We start from the raw sequence: 20,778 nt of genomic DNA on the forward strand, positions 1-20,778 counted from the left end.
AGCGACAAGCGATGAGACCCCTGGGGACCGGTGATCCGATCCGGCTCGGCCCGTACCGCCTGCTCGGTGTGCTGGGCGAGGGCGGCATGGGCAAGGTGTACGTCGGCCAGGACCACGCGGGCATCGTCGCCGCCGTGAAGGTGCTGCGGCCCGACCTCGCCCACGACGCGGGCCTCGCCCGGCGGTTCGTGCGTGAGGCGCTGGCGGCTGCGGCCGTGCGGAGTACCGGTGTGGCGGCGGTGCTGGGTGCGCAGACCGAGGGCGGACGGCCGTGGATCGCCACGGAGTTCCTGGCCGGGCCGACCCTGGACCAGATCGTGGACCGGCTCGGCCCGCTGGACGACGCGGGTCTGCGTGCCCTGGCCACCTCGCTCGCCCGTACCCTGCGCGACATCCACGCCGCCGGGTTCGTCCATCGCGACCTCAAGCCGCCCAACATCGTGCTCACCGCGAACGGTCCGCGGGTCATCGACTTCGGCATCGCGCGTCCGGAGCACGGACTGACGCTCACCACCACTGGGCAGATTCCGGTCACCCCGGGGTACGGCGCCCCCGAGCAGGTGCTCGGCCGTCGGGTCACCGCGGCGGCCGACGTCTTCTCCCTCGGCGCCGTCCTCGTGTACGCGGCCACCGGGCACCGGGCGTTCACCGGCGGGCATGTCGCTGCGGTCCAGTACGAGGTCGTTCACGGCGAACCGCGCTGGCACGGCCTCTCGCCCGAGCAGCATGCCCTGATCGCCCCGTGTCTCGCGAAGGAGGCGGCGGGCCGGCCCACTCCCGAACAGATCGCCGGGGCCTTCACCCTGTCCGGGAAGTCCGACGGGGTGTGGAAGCGTGGGCCCTTGGCCGATGCGATCAGGGAGCGGGAGCGCGAGATACGGGAACTGACCGCACCGTTGCTGACGACCCGGACCGGGGTGGGGCCGAGCCGGCGCGGACTGCTCACCGGGGTCGCGGCCGGTGGCGCGCTGCTCGCGGCGACCGGTGGCACCGGCTGGTGGCTGATGCGCGACGGTGGCTCGCGCCGCAAGGACCTGTTCGCCCTGCCGCCCGCGGTGAAGACACCGACGGCGCGCATCCTGTCCGCCGACGATGGCGACTTCATCATCGGTGACGCCATCAAGCCGCTCTGGAAGCACGATGCGGCGGTGGGATCGCAGTCACCAGCGCCGCTGCCGGTCCGCGACGTGGTCATCGCCGGTGCCAAGTCCGGCGGTGTAGCGGCGTTCAACGTCGTCGACGGCAAACAGCGCTGGCAGGCCTCCGACATGGAGATGGCAAGCGGCTATCTGTCGCTCTCCGACCGTCTGCTCGTGACCGCCGACACCCACGGCACGCTGCATACCTTCGTCCCGTCCACGGGCGAGCCCAAGTGGACGGCGCAGGCCGATGCCGAGGCGCTCCTGGCCGTCGATGAGGAGGCGGTGTACGTCGTGACGAAGGACCACCGGCTTCGTTCGGTGGGTCGTTTCGATGCGGGACTCCGCTGGACCGTGTCGGTGCCGGAGCGGTTCAGGACCCGCCTGTACCTCCACGGCGTGGTCGACAGCGGAACACTGGTCGTCGCGACCACCGACGGGCACGCACTGGCGGTCAGCACGAAGACCGGCCGCACGCTGTGGACGGTGTACGACCAGGCGAAGAAGACACAGCTCGTTCCGGTGGCCGCGAGCGGTGTGGTCTATCTCAACGGCAAGACGCTGACCGGCCGGAGGATCTCGGACGGCAAGGAGGTCTGGCGGGGGATCAATGAATCCGGGTCCTCGTCGGAATGGGGTCCCGCCGGTCTCTCCGACGACTATGTGTATGCGAACGTCGGTGGCTCCAACGAGCGGTTCAGCCTCCGCAAGGGCCGCAAGGGCTGGTTCGGCCCGGGCGGCACCGACGGGAGTCCGGTCCTGTTCCAGGGCAGCGGTGTATGGGTGCTCCAAGATCTGAACGACGGTCTGTCGGTACACGCCCTGAGCGTCAAGGACGGCTCGGAGATCTGGTACTTCGACCCTCGCTTCATCGACGACCTCAAGCTCGCGGCCGACGGCAACCGAGTCTTCGTCACGGCAGGCAACGCCCTGATCGCGTTGCCGGTCTTCTGACCTCGCCGCACCCGAAACAGGAATCCGGCGGTCGGCCAGACCGCCGGATTCGCCGTATTCACAGCCCCTGAACGAGCACGTCAGTACTCCACGTCCACCAACCCCGTCTGCACCAACGGCTTCCCCCGCTTCCGCGACACGAAGACGCCCCGTCCCGCGGGCATCGGCCGCGGTCGTACCCCGTTGAGGATGTCGCCCTCCGCCGGATCGCCGGCCATGACGATGCCCTGGGCGCCGAGTTCCTTCATGCGCTGCATGAAGGGCTCGTAGGCGGCGCGGCCCGCGCCCGCGGAGGAGCGGGCGATGATGAAGCGGACGCCGACGTCGCGGGCGAAGGGCAGCATCTCCGTCAGGCCGCTGAGCGGGTTGCCGCTGGAGGTGGAGACGAGGTCGTAGTCGTCGATGACGACGAACACCTGCGGGCCCCGCCACCAGCTGCGGTCCCGCAGTTGCTGCGGGGTGACATCGGCCGTCGGTGTGCGGCGCTGCATGAGGTCGGCCAGCGCCACCATGTGGTGGTCCATCTGGCTGGACATCGGGATGTACTCCGCCAGGTGCGAGGCGGGTGTGATGTCCAGCAGCGAGCGGCGGTTGTCGACGACGAAGAACTTCGCCTCGTCGCCGCTGTACCGCAGGCAGAGCTGCTTGATCAGCAGCCGCAGCAGGTTGGACTTGCCGGACTCGCTCTCGCCGAAGACGAGGAAGAACGGGTCCTGTTCGAAGTCCAGGAACACCGGCTCCAGGGCGTCCTCGTCCAGCGCGAAGGCGATGCCCCGCTGCGGAAGGCGGTCGCCCGGAGGCAGCTCCACCGCCTCCAGCTGGCGCGGCAGCAGCCGCACCTGCGGGGCGCCCGGCGCCTGCCAGTGGCGGCCGACCTCGGTGGTCAGCGCCGCCGTCGCGTCAGCCAGGTCGGTGTCGGAGGTCAGACCGTCGATGCGCGGGACCGCCGCCATGAAGTGGAGCTTCTGGGGGGAGAGGCCGCGGCCGGGAACGCCGGCGGGGACGTTGACCGCCACCTTGCGGTCGATCTCGGAGTCCATGACGTCACCGAGGCGCAGCTCCAGGCGGTTCATCAGGTGGTCCTTGAGGTTCGCCCGGACCTCCATCGAACGCGACGCCGTGATGATCACGTGGATGCCGTAGCCGAGACCGCGGGCGGCGAGGTCCACGACCGCCGGTTCCAGGGCCTCGTAGTCCGTGCGGAAGTTGCCCCAGCCGTCGACGATCAGGAAGACGTCACCCCAGGGCTGGTCGGTCACCGAGATCTCACCGCGGGCCCGTCGGCTGCGGAAGTCGGCGATCGACGCGATGCCCGTCGCGCGGAAGTACTCCTCGCGGCGGGTCAGGACGCCGTACACCTCGGAGACCGTACGGCGGACGCGTTCCGGGTCGAGGCGGGAGGCGATGCCGCCGACGTGCGGCAGGCCGGCGACCGCGGCCATACCGCCGCCGCCGAAGTCCAGCCCGTAGAACTGCACCTCGTACGGCGTGTGCGTCAGCGCGAAGGAGCAGATCAGGGACCGCAGCAGCGTCGACTTGCCGGACTGCGGGCCGCCGATGATCTGCATGTGGCCCGCCGCGCCCGAGAAGTCGATCATCAGCCGGTCACGACGCTGCTCGTACGGCTTGTCGACGAGGCCGACCGGGACGATCAGACGGCCGGCACCCTCGTAGTTCGGCTGGGTCAGGCCACGGCCCTGCACCGCCGCGAGGCCGGGCAGCAGCGAGTCCAGCGCCGGCGGGCTCTCCAGCGGGGGCAGCCACACCTGGTGGGCCGCCGGTCCCTGGGCCTCCAGGCGGCGCACGATCACGTCCAGGACGGTGTCGGCCAGCGCGTCGTCCGTCTCGGGGGCCGACTCCACACGCTGCTGCGGGAGCGCCGTGTACTGCACCGGCACCTCGGTGGCCGTGAACAGCACCGGGCGCCGGTCCACCGGCAGCGGGCCACCGCCGGGCGCCGTCCGCTGCCCGCCCGTACGGTACGTGCCGGAGACGTACGCCGCCTTGAAGCGGACCATTTCGTCCGTGCCGAACTTCAGGAAGCCGGAACCGGGGACGTTGGGGAGTTCGTAGGCGTCGGGGACGCCGAGCGCGGCGCGGGATTCGGCCGCCGAGAACGTGCGCAGACCGATGCGGTACGACAGGTACGTCTCCAGGCCGCGCAGCCGGCCCTCCTCCAGGCGCTGCGAGGCCAGCAGCAGGTGCACGCCCAGCGAACGGCCGATACGGCCGATCTGCACGAACATCTCGATGAAGTCCGGCTTCGCGGTCAGCAGTTCGCTGAACTCGTCGATCACCAGGACGAGGGAGGGGATGGGCTGCAGGGGCGCGCCCGCCGCGCGGGCCTTCTCGTAGTCGTGGATGTTGGCGTAGTTGCCCGCGTCGCGGAGCATCTCCTGGCGGCGGTTGAGCTCACCGCGGATCGAGTCGCCCATGCGGTCGACCAGGGTGAGGTCGTCGGCCAGGTTGGTGATGACCGCGGCGACGTGGGGCATCTGCGCCATGCCGGCGAAGGTCGCACCGCCCTTGAAGTCCGCGAGGACGAAGTTCAGGGTCTCGGAGGAGTGCGTGACGGCGAGGCCCAGCACCAGGGTGCGCAGCAGCTCCGACTTGCCGGAACCGGTGGCGCCGACGCACAGGCCGTGCGGGCCCATACCCTCCTGCGCGGCTTCCTTGAGGTCCAGCATGACCGGGCGGCCGTCCTCGCCGAGGCCGATGGGCACGCGCAGACGCTCCGCGAGCCCGCGCGGGCGCCAGGTCCGCTTGGTGTCGACGGAGGCCGCGTCGCCGAGACCGAGGAGATCGGTGAACTCCAGGTTCGCGAGCAGCGGTTCGCCGTCGTCGCCGCCCACCCCCATGCACAGCGGCGCCAGCTGCCGGGCCAGTGCCTCGGCGGACTCGTAGGAGAGCGCGTCCGGGATGCCGTCGTAGAGCTCCCCGTGCCCGGACTCCAGCCGCAGCGTGCCCGGCTGTACGACGATGGACAACTCGCCGCCCGGCTTCATGAGTTCGCCGGCCACGACCTCGAGGATGGTGACGCCCTGCAGGCCCTCCGGATTGGCGAGCACGGAGTCCGGCAGCAGGGAGATGTCGTCGAGGACGAGCACGATGTGCGGCTCGTCCAGCAGGGGCGCGGCGGCGGGGTGGAAGCGAGGGCGGCCGGTGAGCCGGGCGGACAGCAGGTCCTCCAGCTCGCGCGGGTCGGTGCCGATCAGCCGTCGGCTGCCCGCGCCGTCCACCGCGCCGGGCGCCTGCACGTGCGGCAGCCACTTCGCCCAGTCCCAGTCCGGCAGCGCCTCGCGTCCCGCGGCCACCGCGATGACCAGGTCTTCGGGGGAGTGCAGCGAGGCCAGCGAGCCGACCAGCGCGCGGGCGGAGGCGCGTACGGACTGCGGCTCACCGCTGAGCGTGACGTGGTAGAAGGCGCGCAGGGACACCGCCATCGGCAGGTCGCCGACGGTGCCGTGCGTGGCGAGGAAGCGCTGCATGGCGCCCGCGGTCAGCGGCTCCAACTGCTCGACCGGACCCGTCTCCGGGGCCACGAGAGAAGTCGCCAGCGGCTGCGGGCCCAGGCCGACGCGCACGTGCGCGAAGTCCTCGTCGCTCGCCCGCCGCTCCCACACCCGGCTGCCCTCGGCGACGAGCGCCCACAGTTGCTCGGGGGAGGGGTGCAGGTAGTACTGCGCGTCCCGCTGCTTCCGCGCCGCCTCGACGGCGGACCTGCGGGTCTGCGACAGATAGCTGAGGTAGTCGCGGCGCATGTCGGCCAGCTGGCCCTGGGAGCCACGGCGGAAGCGGACCACCATCGCGATGGACATGGCCACGGTCGAGGCGATCATGATCATGCCCATGATCTTCATGAACGGCTGGCCGTTCGTGAAGAAGAACACCACCGAGCCACCCATGCCCAACGTCGGCAGCAGCTGCATCAGGACGCTTTCCTGATGCCCCCTCGGCAGTTCCGGCGGCGGCTGGACAACGACCTCATCCGTGGGCACTTCGGACGGAAGCGCCCTAGCGGGGCGCTTGACGACAATCTGGCTCACTGCTCACCAATTCCCTTGCCCGACCCAGGCTTTCCGCCCGCCGCCCCGTGTCCGGCGAGCGCAGGCCGCCGCGTGATCCTACTGAGTTCACGGCGGACGGGTGAGCGGTAGGGTGCCGGGTGTTCGCGTGAGCACACGCCGAGCAGGCCGGGCGAACCGGGACAACCCCCTTGATGTCAAGGCGGTACGGCCCCGGAATCCGGCCACAGGGCCCCCGTGCCGACCCGCGCAGATGCGACCGGCACGAGACCTTCACGAAGTAGACGCACCACCACCACTGAGGGGGAGCAGCAGGTGAGCATGACGGCCGCCGCCACCGGCGGAACCGGGACGGGAGCCCCCGCCGGGTCCGGCACCGGACTCGGCTTCTGCCGGGTCACCATCGTCGCGCCGGACAGCCGTATCGACGTGGCACTGCCCGACGACGTCCCCGTCGCCGACCTCTATCCGGAGATCCTCCGGCTGTCCCAGCAGAGTCCCGAGTCGGGCGCCCCGGTCGGCTACCACCTGGTCCGCACCGACGGCACCGTGCTGGACAGCGCCCGCTCCTTCGCCGCCCAGCGCATTCTCGACGGCGAACTGCTCACCCTGCGGCCGTTCGCGGAGTCCCTGCCGCCGGCCGTCTTCGACGACGTCGCCGAGGCCGTCGCCTCGGCCGTCACCAAGCAGCACAAGCTGTGGAGCGGCGACCTCACCCGGGCCGCCGGTCTCGTCGGCGGCGGCGTGCTGCCCACGCTGCTCGCGTTCGTCGCCTGGACCGCCGACCCGCGTCACGACATGCACGGTCTCGCCGGCATCCTCGCCGCCGTCGCAGGCATCCTCCTGGTCGTCCTCTCCGCGATCCGTGCCCGCGTCTACGACGACCGCGGCTCGGCCATCGCCCTCGGCCTCGGCGCGCTGCCCAACATCGGTGTCGCCGGCAGCGGCCTGCTGCCCCTCACCGGCGGGGAGGGCATCGGCCGGCTCCAGTTCCTGCTGGCGTGCGCGGCGGTGCTCGTCGCGGCCCTGATCCTCACCCTGTGCTCCCCGCGCGGCGACGGCCCGTTCGTGGCCTTCGTCTTCGCCTCCGCGGTCGCCCTGGTCGTTGTCTTCGTCGCGACCCTCACCCACTGGTCCGCGACCGAGATGGCCGGCCTGTGCGCGCCCGTCGCCGTCGGTGCGCTCGCCTTCCTGCCCGGCATGTCCATGCGCTTCGCGCGGCTGCCGATCGGCTTCGAGAACCCCAGCAGCGGCCCTGCCCGCTCCGCCTACGGCACCGAGTCCGCCGGGCCGGAGGCCGTCGACACCGAGCGCGTCGAGGCCCAGGCCCGGCGCGGCCACGAGCTGCTCGTCGGCCTGGTCGGCGGTTGTGCCCTCCTCGCCGTGGGAGCCTCGGCGGTGCTGGGCTTCTCCGACGGCATCTGGGCCCAGGTGCTCGCGTTCGCCACCGGCGTCGCGATGCTGATGCGTGCCGGCCTCTTCCGGTACACCGCCCAGGTCGCCCCCGTCCTGGCCGCCGGCCTCGCCTGCCTGGTCCTGCTCGGCCTCGGCCTCGCCCTCAACCCGCCGGGACACGTGATCCGAGAGGCCCTCGGCGGGAACCGCACCGACCTGGACATCCGCACCATCTGGCTGATCGCCGTCATCGGTGCGGCCACCGCCCTGGTGACCGCGCTGGGCCTGATCCTGTCGCGCGGCGGGCTGACCCCGTTCTGGGGCCGGTTCCTGGAGATCTGCGAGGGCTTCGTCCTGCTGACGCTGATCCCGCTGACCCTGGCGGTCTTCGACGTGTACGCGACCGCGCGGTCGATGACCAGCAAATGAGCGGCGTCTTGTCGTCCTGGCCGTCCGCGTCGGAGGCCGCCACGGCCGTCCGTGATCCACGTCGCCGCCCCCGAAGGGACCTGACAGCGTGAGCTTCGGCCCGCCACCGTCGATATACACCCACTCCGCACTGGAGGCGGACCGGCAGCGGGCCAGGAGCCGCAGACGGCTCCTCGCCGCGGTCGCCGCGGTGGTGGCCGCCGTCCTGTGTGTCGGCGCGGGCCTGTTGTGGTACCACTCGGCCGACCACGGCACGGGGCGGACCGACGCCGAAGCGGTCCGGCAGGCCCCGGAGGCCGTACGGGAGACGGCGGAGAAGGCCCCCGATTCGCCGGAGGGCCAACTCGTCGTCCAGCACGACGAGGACAAACTCACCGACAAGCCGCGGTACGCGCCCGGCACCTGGGCCACGCGCAAGATCCTCGCGCGAGCCGTCGCCAACCGGATCGAGGGATACAAGATCGATCCGGTCTACGACGAGACCGCCTGGACTCTCCAGCTCGACGGGCACGTCTGTGCCGTCAGCCGCGACGTCACCGCCGACGGCCGGACCGCGGTCGTCGTCCAGCCCGCCGTGCAGGGCCAGAAGACCGACACGGGCATCTGCAACGAGGTGCTCCTCGTCGACCTCGACACCGGCAAGAAGCTGTGGCAGCAGAAGATGCCGGCGGCCGACTTCGCCTACGTCACCAACACCAACATCGCCCTGACCAGGGGTGTCGTGGCCATCGCCTGGAACCTCGGGTCGGTGGCGTACGACATGGACAGCGGCAAACGGCTGTGGAACACCACCCTCGCCACCTCCCAGTGCCACGACAAGGGCTACGCGGGCGGCCGCGCCCTGCTCGCCCTCGTCACCTGCGGCGGGGCCGGCAACACCACCTACCGGGTGGAGAGACTCGATCCGCGTACCGGCAAGGCCGTCTGGCAGTACTCGGTCGGCGCGGGCATCCAGGACGTCTACCTGCCGTCCTCCGATCCGCCCGTGCTCGCCGTGGCGGCGGGGGACACCCTCGTCACGGACCTGCTGACCCTCGACCCGAAGAACGGCCGGCGGCTGGCCACCATCTCGTTGCGGGGCTACGACTCCAAGTGCGGCGAGGAGCCGTACGCCGGCCCGTTCTTCGGCGTCGTCGACAAGTGCGACGGCATCGTGGTCGGCCGCGACCGGCTCTTCGTCATGAGCAAGGAGAGCGACGGCGACTTCAAGAAGCCCGCGAACCGGATCACGGCCTTCGACCCGCAGAAGGGCACCACGGTCGCCACGTTCGAGGGACGCCCCTTCCAACTGGTCGTCCCCGTCCGCATGAACGGCGACGACCTGATCCTCTACCGCCGCGGCACGGACTCCGTCCAGCCCGCGGCCATCGTCGACTGGAACCCCCGGACCGACAAGGAGACCCCGTACCTCCTGTTCCACCTCCCGGAGGACGACGAGAACGAACTCAGCGACCCCGAGCAGTCGGACATCCTGTACGAACAGGGGCACGCCTTCTTCGCCCGCCGCGTCCTGGAACGCGACACCAATCACCCGAAGGACCCGGTGCTGTCGGTGCTCGGAGTGGGCACCGCGGGCCTGAAGCACTGAATCAGGGGTGGACAAGCGCGAAGGGGCGGCACGCACGCGTGCCGCCCCCTCACCGTGTCAGGCGCTACGCCCACCCCCCCCGTTCCCCTCCGTCGGCTCCAGGTCGAACTCCCCGTCCCGTGCCCCCAGCACGAAGGCGCGCCACTCCGCCTCGGTGTAGCGCAGCACGGTGTCGGGGTCGAGGGAGGATCGCATGGCCACGGCTCCGTCGGGCAGGTAGGCGATCTCGACGCGCTCCTCGTGCTCCTCGGTGCCCGGGGCGCAGTGCCACTCGACACCGGAGATGTCGAGGCCGTACAGCTCGTCCCGCTCCCGCTCCTTGCGCGCCTTGATCTCCGCTTCCGTCTCCGTCATCGTGCAACGACCCCTTCCCGGCGTAACGGCGTAACGTTCGGTCCCGGCGCTCACCCTAGTGGCCGCACGACCGCCGCCCGGGCTGTTCGCAGACCGGGGGAAAGGTGCCCGCCACCTCCTGGTACCCTGGCTGACGGCCGTTCGTGTACGCACCCCCGGACCCCGCAGGCAGTCCTGCACGTTCTGGTGGCCGCGCCCAGCGGATCCCCGCCTCCCGAGTAACGGAAGCTTCCCCGAGACGTAGACCGGGGGCACTCGGTGGCATTCAAGAGACTATTGAGGAGTACGCGTGTCGCTCGACGCCGCTACGAAGAAGCAGATCATCGGCGAGTTCGGTACCAAGGAGGGTGACACCGGCTCCCCCGAGGTCCAGGTCGCTCTGCTCTCCCGTCGGATCTCCGACCTGACCGAGCACCTCAAGACCCACAAGCACGACCACCACTCCCGTCGTGGCCTGCTGATCCTCGTCGGTCAGCGCCGCCGCCTTCTCCAGTACCTGGCGAAGAAGGACATCCAGCGCTTCCGTACGCTGGTCGACCGCCTCGGCATCCGCCGCGGTGCGGCGGGCGCCAAGTAAGACGCCGTGAAGGGAGCGGTTCCCGAAGGACTCGGGGATCGCTCCCTTTGCCGTATGTAGGGAAACGTGCGGAGTGTCACACACGCTTTGTAGTGTGGTAGCACAACGCAGTACGCACGACGCACAACGCAAGACGCACGACACAGTACGCAGTACGAAAAGAACGAGGAGAAGCGCACCTCGCCGCCGCCGGTCCTCGGTAGTGGCCCCCGGGGGGAAGCGAGCCCCGGGTGCTTCGATCGAAGACCGGCCCGCACCAGACGGCGCGCTTCTCCGCCACCGTCCCCCTGCCACACGGGCAGCCAAGGGACGAAAGACGATACGTAACGGAGAAAACGCTAGTGGAGAACGAGACCCACTACGCCGAGGCCGTCATCGACAACGGCGCCTTCGGTACCCGCACCATCCGCTTCGAGACGGGCCGCCTGGCCAAGCAGGCCGCCGGCTCCGCCGTGGCGTACCTGGACGACGACACCATGGTGCTGTCGGCCACCACCGCCTCCAAGAACCCCAAGGACCAGCTCGACTTCTTCCCGCTGACGGTGGACGTCGAGGAGCGGATGTACGCCGCCGGCAAGATCCCCGGCAGCTTCTTCCGCCGTGAGGGCCGGCCGTCCGAGGACGCCATCCTCACCTGCCGCCTCATCGACCGTCCGCTGCGCCCGTCCTTCAAGAAGGGCCTGCGCAACGAGATCCAGGTCGTCGCCACGATCATGGCCCTCAACCCCGACCACCTGTACGACGTCGTGGCGATCAACGCCGCGTCCGCGTCCACGCAGCTGGCCGGCCTGCCCTTCTCCGGCCCGATCGGCGGCGTCCGCGTCGCGCTGATCCGCGGTCAGTGGGTGGCCTTCCCGACGCACACCGAGCTCGAGGACGCCGTCTTCGACATGGTCGTCGCGGGCCGCGTCCTGGAGGACGGCGACGTCGCGATCATGATGGTCGAGGCCGAGGCCACCGAGGGCACCATCAAGCTCGTCGAGGGCGGTTCCGAGGCGCCGACCGAGGAGGTCGTCGCCGCCGGTCTGGACGCCGCGAAGCCCTTCATCAAGGTGCTGTGCCGCGCCCAGGCCGACCTCGCCGCCAAGGCCGCCAAGCCGACCGCCGAGTTCCCGATCTTCCTGGACTACCAGGACGACGTCTTCGAGGCACTGACGGCCGCCGTTCGCCCCGAGCTCGCCCAGGCGCTCACCATCGCCGGCAAGCAGGAGCGCGAGGCCGAGCTGGACCGCGTCAAGGGTCTGGCCGCCGAGAAGCTGCTGCCGGAGTTCGAGGGCCGCGAGAAGGAGATCTCCGCCGCGTACCGCTCGCTCACCAAGCAGCTGGTCCGCGAGCGTGTGATCAAGGAGAAGAAGCGCATCGACGGCCGTGGGGTGACGGACATCCGTACCCTGGCCGCTGAGGTCGAGGCCATCCCGCGGGTGCACGGTTCCGCGCTGTTCGAGCGTGGCGAGACCCAGATCCTGGGCGTCACCACCCTCAACATGCTCCGCATGGAGCAGCAGCTGGACACCCTCTCCCCGGTGACCCGCAAGCGCTACATGCACAACTACAACTTCCCGCCGTACTCCACCGGTGAGACCGGCCGCGTCGGCTCCCCGAAGCGCCGCGAGATCGGCCACGGCGCCCTCGCCGAGCGCGCCCTCGTGCCGGTGCTGCCGACGCGCGAGGAGTTCCCGTACGCGATCCGCCAGGTGTCCGAGGCCCTCGGCTCCAACGGCTCGACGTCCATGGGCTCGGTCTGCGCCTCCACCATGTCGCTGCTGAACGCCGGTGTGCCGCTGAAGGCCCCGGTCGCCGGTATCGCCATGGGTCTGATCTCCCAGGAGATCGACGGCGAGACGCACTACGTCACCCTCACCGACATCCTCGGTGCGGAGGACGCCTTCGGCGACATGGACTTCAAGGTCGCCGGCACGAAGGACTTCGTGACCGCCCTCCAGCTCGACACCAAGCTGGACGGCATCCCGGCCTCCGTCCTGGCCGCGGCCCTCAAGCAGGCCCGCGACGCCCGTCTCCACATCCTCGACGTGATGATGGAGGCCATCGACCGGCCCGACGAGATGAGCCCGCACGCCCCGCGGATCATCACCGTCAAGATCCCGGTCGACAAGATCGGTGAGGTCATCGGCCCCAAGGGCAAGATGATCAACCAGATCCAGGAGGACACGGGCGCCGAGATCACCATCGAGGACGACGGCACGATCTACATCGGTGCCGCCGACGGTCCCTCGGCGGAGGCCGCCCGCGCCACGATCAACGGCATCGCCAACCCGACGATGCCCGAGGTCGGCGAGCGCTACCTGGGTACGGTCGTCAAGACGACCACCTTCGGTGCGTTCGTCTCCCTGCTGCCCGGCAAGGACGGTCTGCTGCACATCTCGCAGATCCGCAAGCTGGCCGGCGGCAAGCGCGTGGAGAACGTCGAGGACGTCCTCGGCGTGGGCCAGAAGGTCCAGGTCGAGATCGCCGAGATCGACTCCCGCGGCAAGCTCTCCCTCGTTCCGGTGATCGAGGGCGAGGAAGGCGACAACGAGAACAAGGACGACGCCGAGCAGTGACGTCCCGTAGCTCCAAGGTGACGGCCCGCCCCTCTTCGGAGGCGCGGGCCGTCGCCCGTACCCAAACCCTGATCAAGGGCCGGAACGGCATCGGCACGGTCCGCAAGACCACCCTCCCGGGCGGCCTGCGCATCGTCACCGAGACCCTGCCCTCGGTCCGCTCCGCGACCTTCGGCATCTGGGCGCACGTCGGCTCCCGCGACGAGACCCCGGCCCTGAACGGCGCCACGCACTACCTGGAGCACCTGCTCTTCAAGGGCACGCGGCAGCGCAGCGCGCTGGACATCTCCGCCGCCCTCGACGCCGTCGGCGGCGAGATGAACGCATTCACGGCCAAGGAGTACACGTGCTACTACGCGCGCGTGCTCGACACCGACCTGCCCCTCGCCATCGACGTCGTCTGCGACATGCTGACCGGCTCGCTGATCCTGGAGGAGGACGTCGACGTCGAACGCGGCGCGATCCTCGAAGAGATCGCCATGACCGAGGACGACCCGGGCGACTGTGTGCACGACCTGTTCGCGCACACCATGTTCGGGAACAACGCCCTCGGCCGCCCGGTGCTCGGCACGGTCGACACGGTCAACGCCCTCGGCGCCGACCGCATCCGCCGCTTCTACAAGAAGCACTACGACCCGACCCACCTCGTGGTCGCCTGCGCGGGCAACATCGATCACCACAAGGTCGTACGCCAGGTCCGTGCCGCGTTCGAGCGGGCGGGCGTCTTCAAGAACCTGGACGCGCAGCCGATCGCCCCGCGGGACGGCAGCCGTACGATCCGCACCTTCGGCAAGGTCGAGCTGCTCGGCCGCAAGACCGAGCAGGCGCACGTCGTCCTCGGCATGCCGGGCCTCGCCCGCACCGACGACCGCCGCTGGGCCATGGGCGTGCTCAACACCGCCCTCGGCGGCGGCATGTCCTCCCGCCTCTTCCAGGAGGTCCGGGAGAAGCGCGGTCTCGCCTACAGCGTGTACTCGTACACCTCGGCCTTCGCCGACTGCGGCCTGTTCGGCGTGTACGCCGGCTGCCGGCCGAGCCAGGTGCACGACGTGCTGAAGATCTGCCGCGACGAACTCGACCACGTCGCCGCCAACGGCCTCACCGACGACGAGATCGCCCGCGCCGTCGGCCAGCTCCGCGGCTCCACCGTCCTCGGCCTGGAGGACACCGGCGCGCTGATGAACCGTATCGGCAAGAGCGAGCTGTGCTGGGGCGAGCAGATGTCGGTCGACGACATGCTGGACCGGATAGCCGCGGTCACCCCGGACGAGGTCCGCGCGGTCGCCCGCGACATCCTGGGACAGCGCCCGTCACTGTCGGTCATCGGCCCGCTGAAGGACAAGCAGGCCGCGCGGCTGCACGACGCCGTCGCCTAACCACTCCTGACAAGGAAGCACAAGAGATGAGCAAGCTGCGCGTGGCGGTCCTCGGCGCCAAGGGCCGGATCGGGGCCGAGGCGGTCAGGGCGGTCGAGGCCGCCGAGGACATGGAGCTGGTCGCCGCCCTCGGCCGCGGGGACGAGCTGGAGACGCTGGCGGAGACCGGCGCCCAGGTCGCGGTCGAGCTGACCACCCCCGACTCCGTCATGGACAACCTCGACTACTGCGTGCGCCACGGCATCCACGCCGTCGTCGGTACGACGGGCTGGACCGAGGAGCGCCTCGCGCGGCTGAACGGCTGGCTCGCCGAGTCCCCGGGCACCGGCGTGCTCATCGCGCCGAACTTCTCCATCGGCGCCGTGCTGACCATGAAGTTCGCGCAGATCGCCGCGCCGTACTTCGAGTCGGTCGAGGTCGTCGAGCTGCACCACCCGAACAAGGTGGACGCCCCGAGCGGTACGGCCACGCGCACCGCCCAGCTGATCGCCGAGGCCCGCCGCGCGGCCGGTACGGCACCGGCGCCGGACGCCACCGCCACCGCCCTGGACGGCGCCCGCGGCGCCAGCGTCGAGGGGATCCCCGTCCACGCCGTCCGGCTGCGCGGCCTCCTGGCCCACCAGGAGGTGCTGCTCGGCGGCGAGGGCGAGACCCTCACCATCCGCCACGACTCCCTGCACCACAGCAGCTTCATGCCGGGCATCCTGCTCGGCGCCCGCCGCGTGGTGACCACTCCGGGCCTGACCTTCGGCCTGGAGCACTTCCTGGACCTGAGCTGAGACAGCCCCTGCCATGCGCGCCAAGATCACTTACCTCGTCACCGCCGCCGTCCTGGTCTTCTACTTCGTCCTGGTCGGCAGCCGCGGCGTCATGCTCATACAGGCCGGCACGCTCCTGACCGTCACCTTCGGGGTCGCGGTCCTGATCCTGCCGGTCATCGGCCTGTGGTTCCTGTGGCAGAACACCCAGTTCGTCCGCAAGGCCAACGCCCTCGCCGCCCAGCTCGACGCCGAGGGCGGCCTGCCCGTGGACGAGCTGCGGCGCACCCCGAGCGGTCACATCGACCGCGACTCCGCCGACGAGGTGTTCGCCAAGCGCAAGGCCGAGACGGAGGCGTCCCCCGGCGACTGGCGCTGCTGGTTCCGGCTCGCCGTCGCCTACCACGACGCCCGCGACACCCCACGCGCCCGCAAGGCCATGCAACGGGCCATCGCCCTGCACGACGGCAAGCCCGCCCGGGCCTGAGCCGTACGGCGCGGACAGCGCGCGCACCGGACACACCGAAGGGGCCGGCCCGCAGCGGACCGGCCCCTTCGGCATGCGCAGGTCAGTCGCGCCCGTGCCCGCGGCCGCACTCCGCGGCCCACGCCTCGACCGCGTCCGCGGCCCGGTCGAAGGCGGCCGGGCGGCTCAGGAAGTCCAGTGTGTGCGTGGTCAGTAGCGGCGGCGTGTCCTCGGCCGACCGGTCCCCCCGGACGAGGGTCAGCGCCTGCCCCTGCACCGTCCGGGGCAGTCCCAGCCAGCGCACGGGCTGCTGCGCCGTCCGCACCGAGACCACCCGCGACCACGGCACCGTACGCGTCACCAGGAACCCGACGCGGCGCAGCCCGCGTCCGCTCACCCAGACGCCCATGCGCAGCATCCGCAGCGCGGCGGCGATCACCACGAGCGCCGTGACGAGGACCGCCACGGCGGAGGACACCGAGTCGGCCAGGGCGATGACGACCGCGGCGAACAGCACGAAGGCGGCGACCAGCAGCACCAGCGCGGCCACGCCCACCCGCCAGGGCCCGGGACGGTAGGGGCGCCGCCAGCGCTCCCGGTCGAGGTGGGGCAGCGCGCTCTCGTCGGCGGCCTCGAAGGTGCGGTCGGCCGTCAGGAAGGGCAGGGGCACGGCTGGTCCTCACTCGATCCTTGCGTGGGCTGTGCCCGGTGAGGCTATCCGGCCGGGTTCGCGCTCACCACCCTTGGACGGCTGTAAGAGTCAGCGCCCGTCGGCGGCCCGCGACTGCTGCACGGGGGTGTCGGACGGGGTCGACAGCGCCGGCATGCCGAGTATCAGCGAGCCCGCGAGCCCGGCGACGATGGTGAGGCCCAGCAGCCCGCGCCCGGCTATCTGCCCGGCGGACGCACGCCGGCGCGGCGGGGGAGCGACATTGCTGCGGAACCGGTCCGCCTCGGCCAGGAAGGCGAAGGGCACGGGCTCACGCCGACGGAACATGGGAGGTACCTCTCCTCTCGGGAGTGTTGTTTTCGGGTCGAACGAGCAGGTCTCACCCATACAGACGATCGAGTGACGGAAAAGGTGCCCATGTCCGAAAAAATCACCGGCACGGTCACCGAACAGTCACTGTGCGGCACTGTCAGAGGCGCCCCGTACAGTGGGCGCGAACCTGAAGAAGTGATGGGAAGGACCCCCGTGACCACCCCCGAGTCGCTCACCCTGCGCAGTGACGTCACCGTCGAGCTCGTGAAGTCCAGCGCGTCGGATGCCGACGTCCTCTTCGCCGCCCGCGTCTCCACGCTCGGCGAGCAGTCCCTGGACGAGCTGAAGAAGGACCCCGAGCGCTCCAAGGGCCTGATCAACTACCTGATGCGCGACCGGCACGGCAGCCCGTTCGAGCACAACTCGATGACCTTCTTCATCAGCGCCCCGATCTTCGTCTTCCGCGAGTTCATGCGGCACCGCGTCGGCTGGTCGTACAACGAGGAGTCCGGCCGCTACCGCGAGCTGGAGCCCGTCTTCTACGTCCCCGGCACCGACCGCAAGCTGGTCCAGGAGGGCCGCCCCGGCAAGTACGTCTTCGTCGAGGGCACCCCGGCCCAGCACGACACGGTGAGCAGCACCCTCACCGAGAGCTACGAGCAGGCCTACGCGGCCTACCAGAAGCTCCTCGCCGAGGGCGTCGCCCGTGAGGTCGCCCGCTCGGTGCTCCCCGTCGGCCTGTTCTCCTCGATGTACGCCACCTGCAACGCCCGCTCCCTGATGCACTTCCTCGGCCTGCGCACCCAGCACGAGCTGGCCAAGGTGCCGTCCTTCCCGCAGCGGGAGATCGAGATGGTCGGCGAGAAGATGGAGGCGGAGTGGGCCAAGCTCATGCCGCTGACGTACGCCGCCTTCAACGGCAACGGCCGGGTCGCCCCGTAATCAGGGCCCGGAACGGATGTACGCATCAGCCAGGCGAAGTGTCCGTATTGCGGCATTTGAAGAAGTTCATCTAGCCTGATCAAACGGACCCGGCACTGCTTGAACCCCCGAGCAGGCAGTGCCGGGCTCCATATTTGTCCTGACTTTCCCGGCCCCCCGAGGGCAGACCACGCATGGAGCACCGAGTAGCGTGTTACCCATGGCTCCGACCTCGACTCCGCAGACCCCCTTCGGGCGGGTCCTCACCGCCATGGTCACGCCCTTCACGGCGGACGGCGCACTCGACCTCGACGGCGCGCAGCGGCTCGCCGCCCACCTGGTGGACGCAGGCAACGACGGCCTGATCGTCAACGGCACCACCGGCGAGTCCCCCACCACCACCGATGCGGAGAAAGCGGACCTGGTACGAGCCGTACTGGAGGCGGTCGGCGACCGAGCCCACGTCGTCGCGGGCGTCGGCACCAACGACACCCACCACAGCGTCGAGCTGGCCCGCGAGGCCGAGCGCGTCGGCGCCCACGGCCTCCTGGTCGTCACGCCGTACTACAACAAGCCCCCGCAGGAGGGCCTGTACCGCCACTTCACGGCCGTCGCGGACGCCACCGGCCTGCCGGTCATGCTCTACGACATCCCCGGCCGCAGCGGCGTCCCGATCAACACCGAGACGCTCGTCCGGCTCGCCGCGCACCCCCGCATCGTCGCCAACAAGGACGCCAAGGGCGACCTCGGCCGCGCCAGCTGGGCCATCGCCCGGTCCGGCCTCGCCTGGTACTCCGGCGACGACATGCTGAACCTGCCCCTGCTCTCCGTGGGCGCGGTCGGCTTCGTCTCGGTCGTCGGGCACCTCGTCACCCCCGACCTGCGCGCCCTTGTCGACGCGTACACCTCGGGCGACGTCGTCAAGGCCACCGAGATCCACCAGAAGCTGCTCCCGGTCTACACCGGCATGTTCCGCACCCAGGGCGTCATGACCACCAAGGCCGCCCTCGCCCTCCAGGGACTGCCCGCAGGGCCCCTGCGCTCGCCCATGGTCGAGTGTTCGCCCGAGGAGATCGCCCAGCTCAAGATCGATCTTGCCGCCGGCGGGGTACAGCTCTGACAACAGACTTGGCACCACCCGAGCTTCACCACTGACTTCACAACTGAAGAACAACAGAAGACGCAGGCCACCGGTGCCTGCACCCCACAACGACAACTGCTTCTGCACGAACGTCATGCGCGCCACGTGCCCGACCGGTACGTGGCGCGCATGTTTGAGGAGAGTCTTTTGAGTCATCCGCATCCTGAACTCGGCCCGCCCCCGCCGCTCCCCACGGGCGGCCTGCGCGTCACCCCGCTCGGCGGTCTCGGTGAGATCGGCCGGAACATGACGGTCTTCGAGTACGGCGGCCGCCTGCTGATCGTCGACTGCGGAGTGCTCTTCCCCGAGGAGGAGCAGCCCGGAATCGACCTGATCCTGCCGGACTTCACGTCCATCCGGGACCGCCTCGACGACATCGACGGCATCGTCCTCACGCACGGCCACGAGGACCACATCGGCGGCGTCCCCTTCCTGCTCCGCGAGAAGCCGGACATCCCGCTGATCGGCTCCAAGCTGACCCTCGCCCTGATCGAGGCCAAGCTCCAGGAGCACCGGATCCGCCCGTACACCCTGGAGGTGGCGGAGGGGAACCGCGAGCGCGTCGGCCCCTTCGAGTGCGAGTTCATCGCCGTCAACCACTCCATCCCGGACGCCCTGGCCGTCGCCATCCGCACGCCCGCCGGCATGGCGGTGCACACCGGCGACTTCAAGATGGACCAGCTCCCGCTGGACAACCGTCTGACCGACCTGCACGCGTTCGCCCGGCTCAGCGAGGAGGGCATCGACCTCCTCCTCACCGACTCGACGAACGCCGAGGTCCCGGGCTTCACGCCGCACGAGCGGGACATCTCCAACGTCCTGCGCCAGGTGTTCGCGAGCGCCCGCAAGCGGATCATCGTGGCGAGCTTCGCCAGCCACGTCCACCGCATCCAGCAGATCCTCGACGCGGCCCACGAGTACGGCCGCCGGGTCGCCTTCGTCGGCCGTTCGATGGTCCGCAACATGGGCATCGCACGGGACCTCGGCTACCTGAAGGTGCCGCCGGGCCTGGTGGTCGACGTCAGGACGCTCGACGACCTCCCGGACCACGAGGTGGTCCTGGTCTGCACGGGTTCCCAGGGCGAGCCGATGGCGGCCCTGTCCCGCATGGCCAACCGGGACCACCAGATCCGCATCGTCGAGGGCGACACGGTGATCCTGGCGTCCTCCCTCATCCCCGGCAACGAGAACGCGGTCTACCGCGTCATCAACGGCCTGACCCGATGGGGCGCCAACGTCGTCCACAAGGGCAACGCCAAGGTGCACGTCTCCGGCCACGCCTCGGCGGGCGAGCTGCTGTACTTCTACAACATCTGCCGCCCCAAGAACCTGATGCCGGTGCACGGCGAATGGCGCCACCTGAGGGCCAACGCCGAGCTGGGCGCTTTGACGGGCGTCCCGCACGACCGAATCGTCATCGCCGAGGACGGCGTGGTGGTCGACCTGGTCGCGGGCAAGGCCAAGATCGTCGGCAAGGTCCAGGCGGGTTACGTCTACGTCGACGGCCTCTCCGTCGGCGACGTCGGCGAGCCGGCCCTCAAGGACCGCAAGATCCTCGGTGACGAGGGCATCATCTCGGTCTTCGTGGTCGTGGACGCCTCCACGGGCAAGATCACGGGCGGCCCGCACGTCCAGGCGCGCGGCTCCGGCATCGAGGACTCGGCCTTCGCCGCGGTCCTCCCGAAGATCACGGAGATCCTGGAGAGGTCCGCCCAGGACGGAGTGGTGGAGCCCCACCAGCTCCAGCAGCTCATCCGACGCACCCTCGGCAAGTGGGTCTCGGACACGTATCGCCGCAGGCCGATGATCCTCCCGGTGGTCGTGGAGGTCTGACGGTCCGTCGGAAGCTTCACCCGAGCGGGGCGCCTCGATTTGCATCGAGGCGCCCCGCTCCAGTACGTTTACGGCTCCGCCAGCAAGGGAACCCGGCAGCCTCGTACGCCGAGGACAACCCGGAGGGGCGGGAAAACCGACTCAGAACTTCTGATAAAGTCGGAACCGCCGGAAAGGGAAACGTGAAGCGAAAGCGGAGCGGGAACCTGGAAAGCACCGAGGAAATCGGATCGAGAAAAGATCTGATAGAGTCGGAAACACCGAAGGGAAGCCCGGAGG

15 protein-coding genes are annotated in these 20,778 nt (G+C 70.2%); 11 read left to right on the forward strand and 4 right to left on the reverse strand.

Going from position 1 to position 20,778, the window contains the following annotated elements; all coding sequences use genetic code 11:
• The first annotated feature begins 11 nt into the window (after positions 1-11).
• Complete coding sequence (locus tag ACZ4MF_RS21390; protein ID WP_467493516.1) at positions 12-2,093, forward strand: protein kinase domain-containing protein; 2,082 nt, start codon at positions 12-14, stop codon at positions 2,091-2,093.
• Positions 2,094-2,173: 80 nt separating this feature from the next.
• Here the strand turns inward: ACZ4MF_RS21390 and eccCa are convergent, their stop codons facing one another.
• Positions 2,174-6,139, reverse strand: a complete 3,966-nt coding sequence (eccCa, locus tag ACZ4MF_RS21395) for a type VII secretion protein EccCa (protein WP_467493517.1) — start codon at positions 6,137-6,139, stop codon at positions 2,174-2,176.
• A gap of 300 nt (positions 6,140-6,439) precedes the next feature.
• On the opposite strand from eccCa, the gene eccD reads away from it, so the two are divergent.
• Both eccD and ACZ4MF_RS21405 read left to right on the forward strand, forming a co-directional pair.
• On the forward strand, positions 6,440-7,942 hold the full coding sequence (eccD, locus tag ACZ4MF_RS21400) for a type VII secretion integral membrane protein EccD (protein WP_467493535.1): 1,503 nt from the start codon (positions 6,440-6,442) through the stop codon (positions 7,940-7,942).
• Positions 7,943-8,030: 88 nt separating this feature from the next.
• The gene (locus ACZ4MF_RS21405) at positions 8,031-9,530 is read left to right on the forward strand and encodes an outer membrane protein assembly factor BamB family protein (protein WP_467493518.1); all 1,500 of its coding nucleotides are present in this window, start codon (positions 8,031-8,033) and stop codon (positions 9,528-9,530) included.
• A 57-nt stretch (positions 9,531-9,587) separates the two neighbouring features.
• Here the strand turns inward: ACZ4MF_RS21405 and ACZ4MF_RS21410 are convergent, their stop codons facing one another.
• Positions 9,588-9,884, reverse strand: coding sequence for a DUF397 domain-containing protein (locus ACZ4MF_RS21410; protein ID WP_467493519.1), 297 nt, complete (start codon positions 9,882-9,884; stop codon positions 9,588-9,590).
• Positions 9,885-10,173: 289 nt separating this feature from the next.
• Here ACZ4MF_RS21410 and rpsO point away from each other — a divergent pair, with 289 nt between their 5' ends.
• The 5 genes from rpsO to ACZ4MF_RS21435 all read left to right on the forward strand — a co-directional run bounded on the left by rpsO (position 10,174) and on the right by ACZ4MF_RS21435 (position 15,643).
• Entirely contained in the window at positions 10,174-10,461 is a 288-nt protein-coding gene (gene rpsO / locus ACZ4MF_RS21415; RefSeq protein ID WP_053664877.1) for a 30S ribosomal protein S15, read from the forward strand.
• A 341-nt stretch (positions 10,462-10,802) separates the two neighbouring features.
• The gene (locus ACZ4MF_RS21420; RefSeq protein ID WP_356024311.1) at positions 10,803-13,022 is read left to right on the forward strand and encodes a polyribonucleotide nucleotidyltransferase; all 2,220 of its coding nucleotides are present in this window, start codon (positions 10,803-10,805) and stop codon (positions 13,020-13,022) included.
• Positions 13,019-14,398 carry a M16 family metallopeptidase gene (locus ACZ4MF_RS21425; protein ID WP_467493520.1) on the forward strand — a complete coding sequence of 460 codons (1,380 nt, stop codon included), beginning with the start codon at positions 13,019-13,021 and terminating at the stop codon, positions 14,396-14,398. Before ACZ4MF_RS21420 ends, ACZ4MF_RS21425 begins: the two co-directional genes overlap by 4 nt.
• A gap of 26 nt (positions 14,399-14,424) precedes the next feature.
• Positions 14,425-15,177: a 4-hydroxy-tetrahydrodipicolinate reductase gene (gene dapB, locus ACZ4MF_RS21430; protein ID WP_467493521.1), complete on the forward strand. Its 753-nt coding sequence runs from the start codon at positions 14,425-14,427 to the stop codon at positions 15,175-15,177.
• 13 nt (positions 15,178-15,190) lie between these two features.
• Positions 15,191-15,643, forward strand: coding sequence for a hypothetical protein (locus tag ACZ4MF_RS21435; RefSeq protein ID WP_467493522.1), 453 nt, complete (start codon positions 15,191-15,193; stop codon positions 15,641-15,643).
• Positions 15,644-15,725: 82 nt separating this feature from the next.
• Here the strand turns inward: ACZ4MF_RS21435 and ACZ4MF_RS21440 are convergent, their stop codons facing one another.
• Positions 15,726-16,292, reverse strand: a complete 567-nt coding sequence (locus ACZ4MF_RS21440) for a hypothetical protein (protein WP_467493523.1) — start codon at positions 16,290-16,292, stop codon at positions 15,726-15,728.
• Between the two features lie 90 nt (positions 16,293-16,382).
• Entirely contained in the window at positions 16,383-16,619 is a 237-nt protein-coding gene (locus ACZ4MF_RS21445) for a hypothetical protein (protein ID WP_467493524.1), read from the reverse strand.
• A 183-nt stretch (positions 16,620-16,802) separates the two neighbouring features.
• Between ACZ4MF_RS21445 and thyX the strand changes: the two genes are divergently transcribed.
• The 3 genes from thyX to ACZ4MF_RS21460 all read left to right on the forward strand — a co-directional run bounded on the left by thyX (position 16,803) and on the right by ACZ4MF_RS21460 (position 20,499).
• Positions 16,803-17,546 carry an FAD-dependent thymidylate synthase gene (thyX, locus tag ACZ4MF_RS21450; RefSeq protein ID WP_467493525.1) on the forward strand — a complete coding sequence of 248 codons (744 nt, stop codon included), beginning with the start codon at positions 16,803-16,805 and terminating at the stop codon, positions 17,544-17,546.
• A gap of 199 nt (positions 17,547-17,745) precedes the next feature.
• Positions 17,746-18,645: a 4-hydroxy-tetrahydrodipicolinate synthase gene (gene dapA / locus ACZ4MF_RS21455; RefSeq protein ID WP_467493526.1), complete on the forward strand. Its 900-nt coding sequence runs from the start codon at positions 17,746-17,748 to the stop codon at positions 18,643-18,645.
• A gap of 168 nt (positions 18,646-18,813) precedes the next feature.
• Entirely contained in the window at positions 18,814-20,499 is a 1,686-nt protein-coding gene (locus tag ACZ4MF_RS21460; protein WP_467493527.1) for a ribonuclease J, read from the forward strand.
• Positions 20,500-20,778: the final 279 nt, after the last annotated feature.

The organism is Streptomyces sp. NPDC025793 (assembly GCF_055558375.1).

Bases quoted from the DNA above. Each gene is read 5' to 3' on its own strand.
- ACZ4MF_RS21390 (WP_467493516.1), top strand. From the start codon at position 12: ATGAGACCCCTGGGGACCGGTGATCCGATCCGGCTCGGCCCGTACCGC.
- eccD (WP_467493535.1), top strand. From the start codon at position 6,440: ATGACGGCCGCCGCCACCGGCGGAACCGGGACGGGAGCCCCCGCCGGG.
- ACZ4MF_RS21410 (WP_467493519.1), bottom strand. From the start codon at position 9,884: ATGACGGAGACGGAAGCGGAGATCAAGGCGCGCAAGGAGCGGGAGCGG.
- dapB (WP_467493521.1), top strand. From the start codon at position 14,425: ATGAGCAAGCTGCGCGTGGCGGTCCTCGGCGCCAAGGGCCGGATCGGG.
- ACZ4MF_RS21435 (WP_467493522.1), top strand. From the start codon at position 15,191: ATGCGCGCCAAGATCACTTACCTCGTCACCGCCGCCGTCCTGGTCTTC.
- ACZ4MF_RS21445 (WP_467493524.1), bottom strand. From the start codon at position 16,619: ATGTTCCGTCGGCGTGAGCCCGTGCCCTTCGCCTTCCTGGCCGAGGCG.
- thyX (WP_467493525.1), top strand. From the start codon at position 16,803: ATGGGAAGGACCCCCGTGACCACCCCCGAGTCGCTCACCCTGCGCAGT.
- dapA (WP_467493526.1), top strand. From the start codon at position 17,746: ATGGCTCCGACCTCGACTCCGCAGACCCCCTTCGGGCGGGTCCTCACC.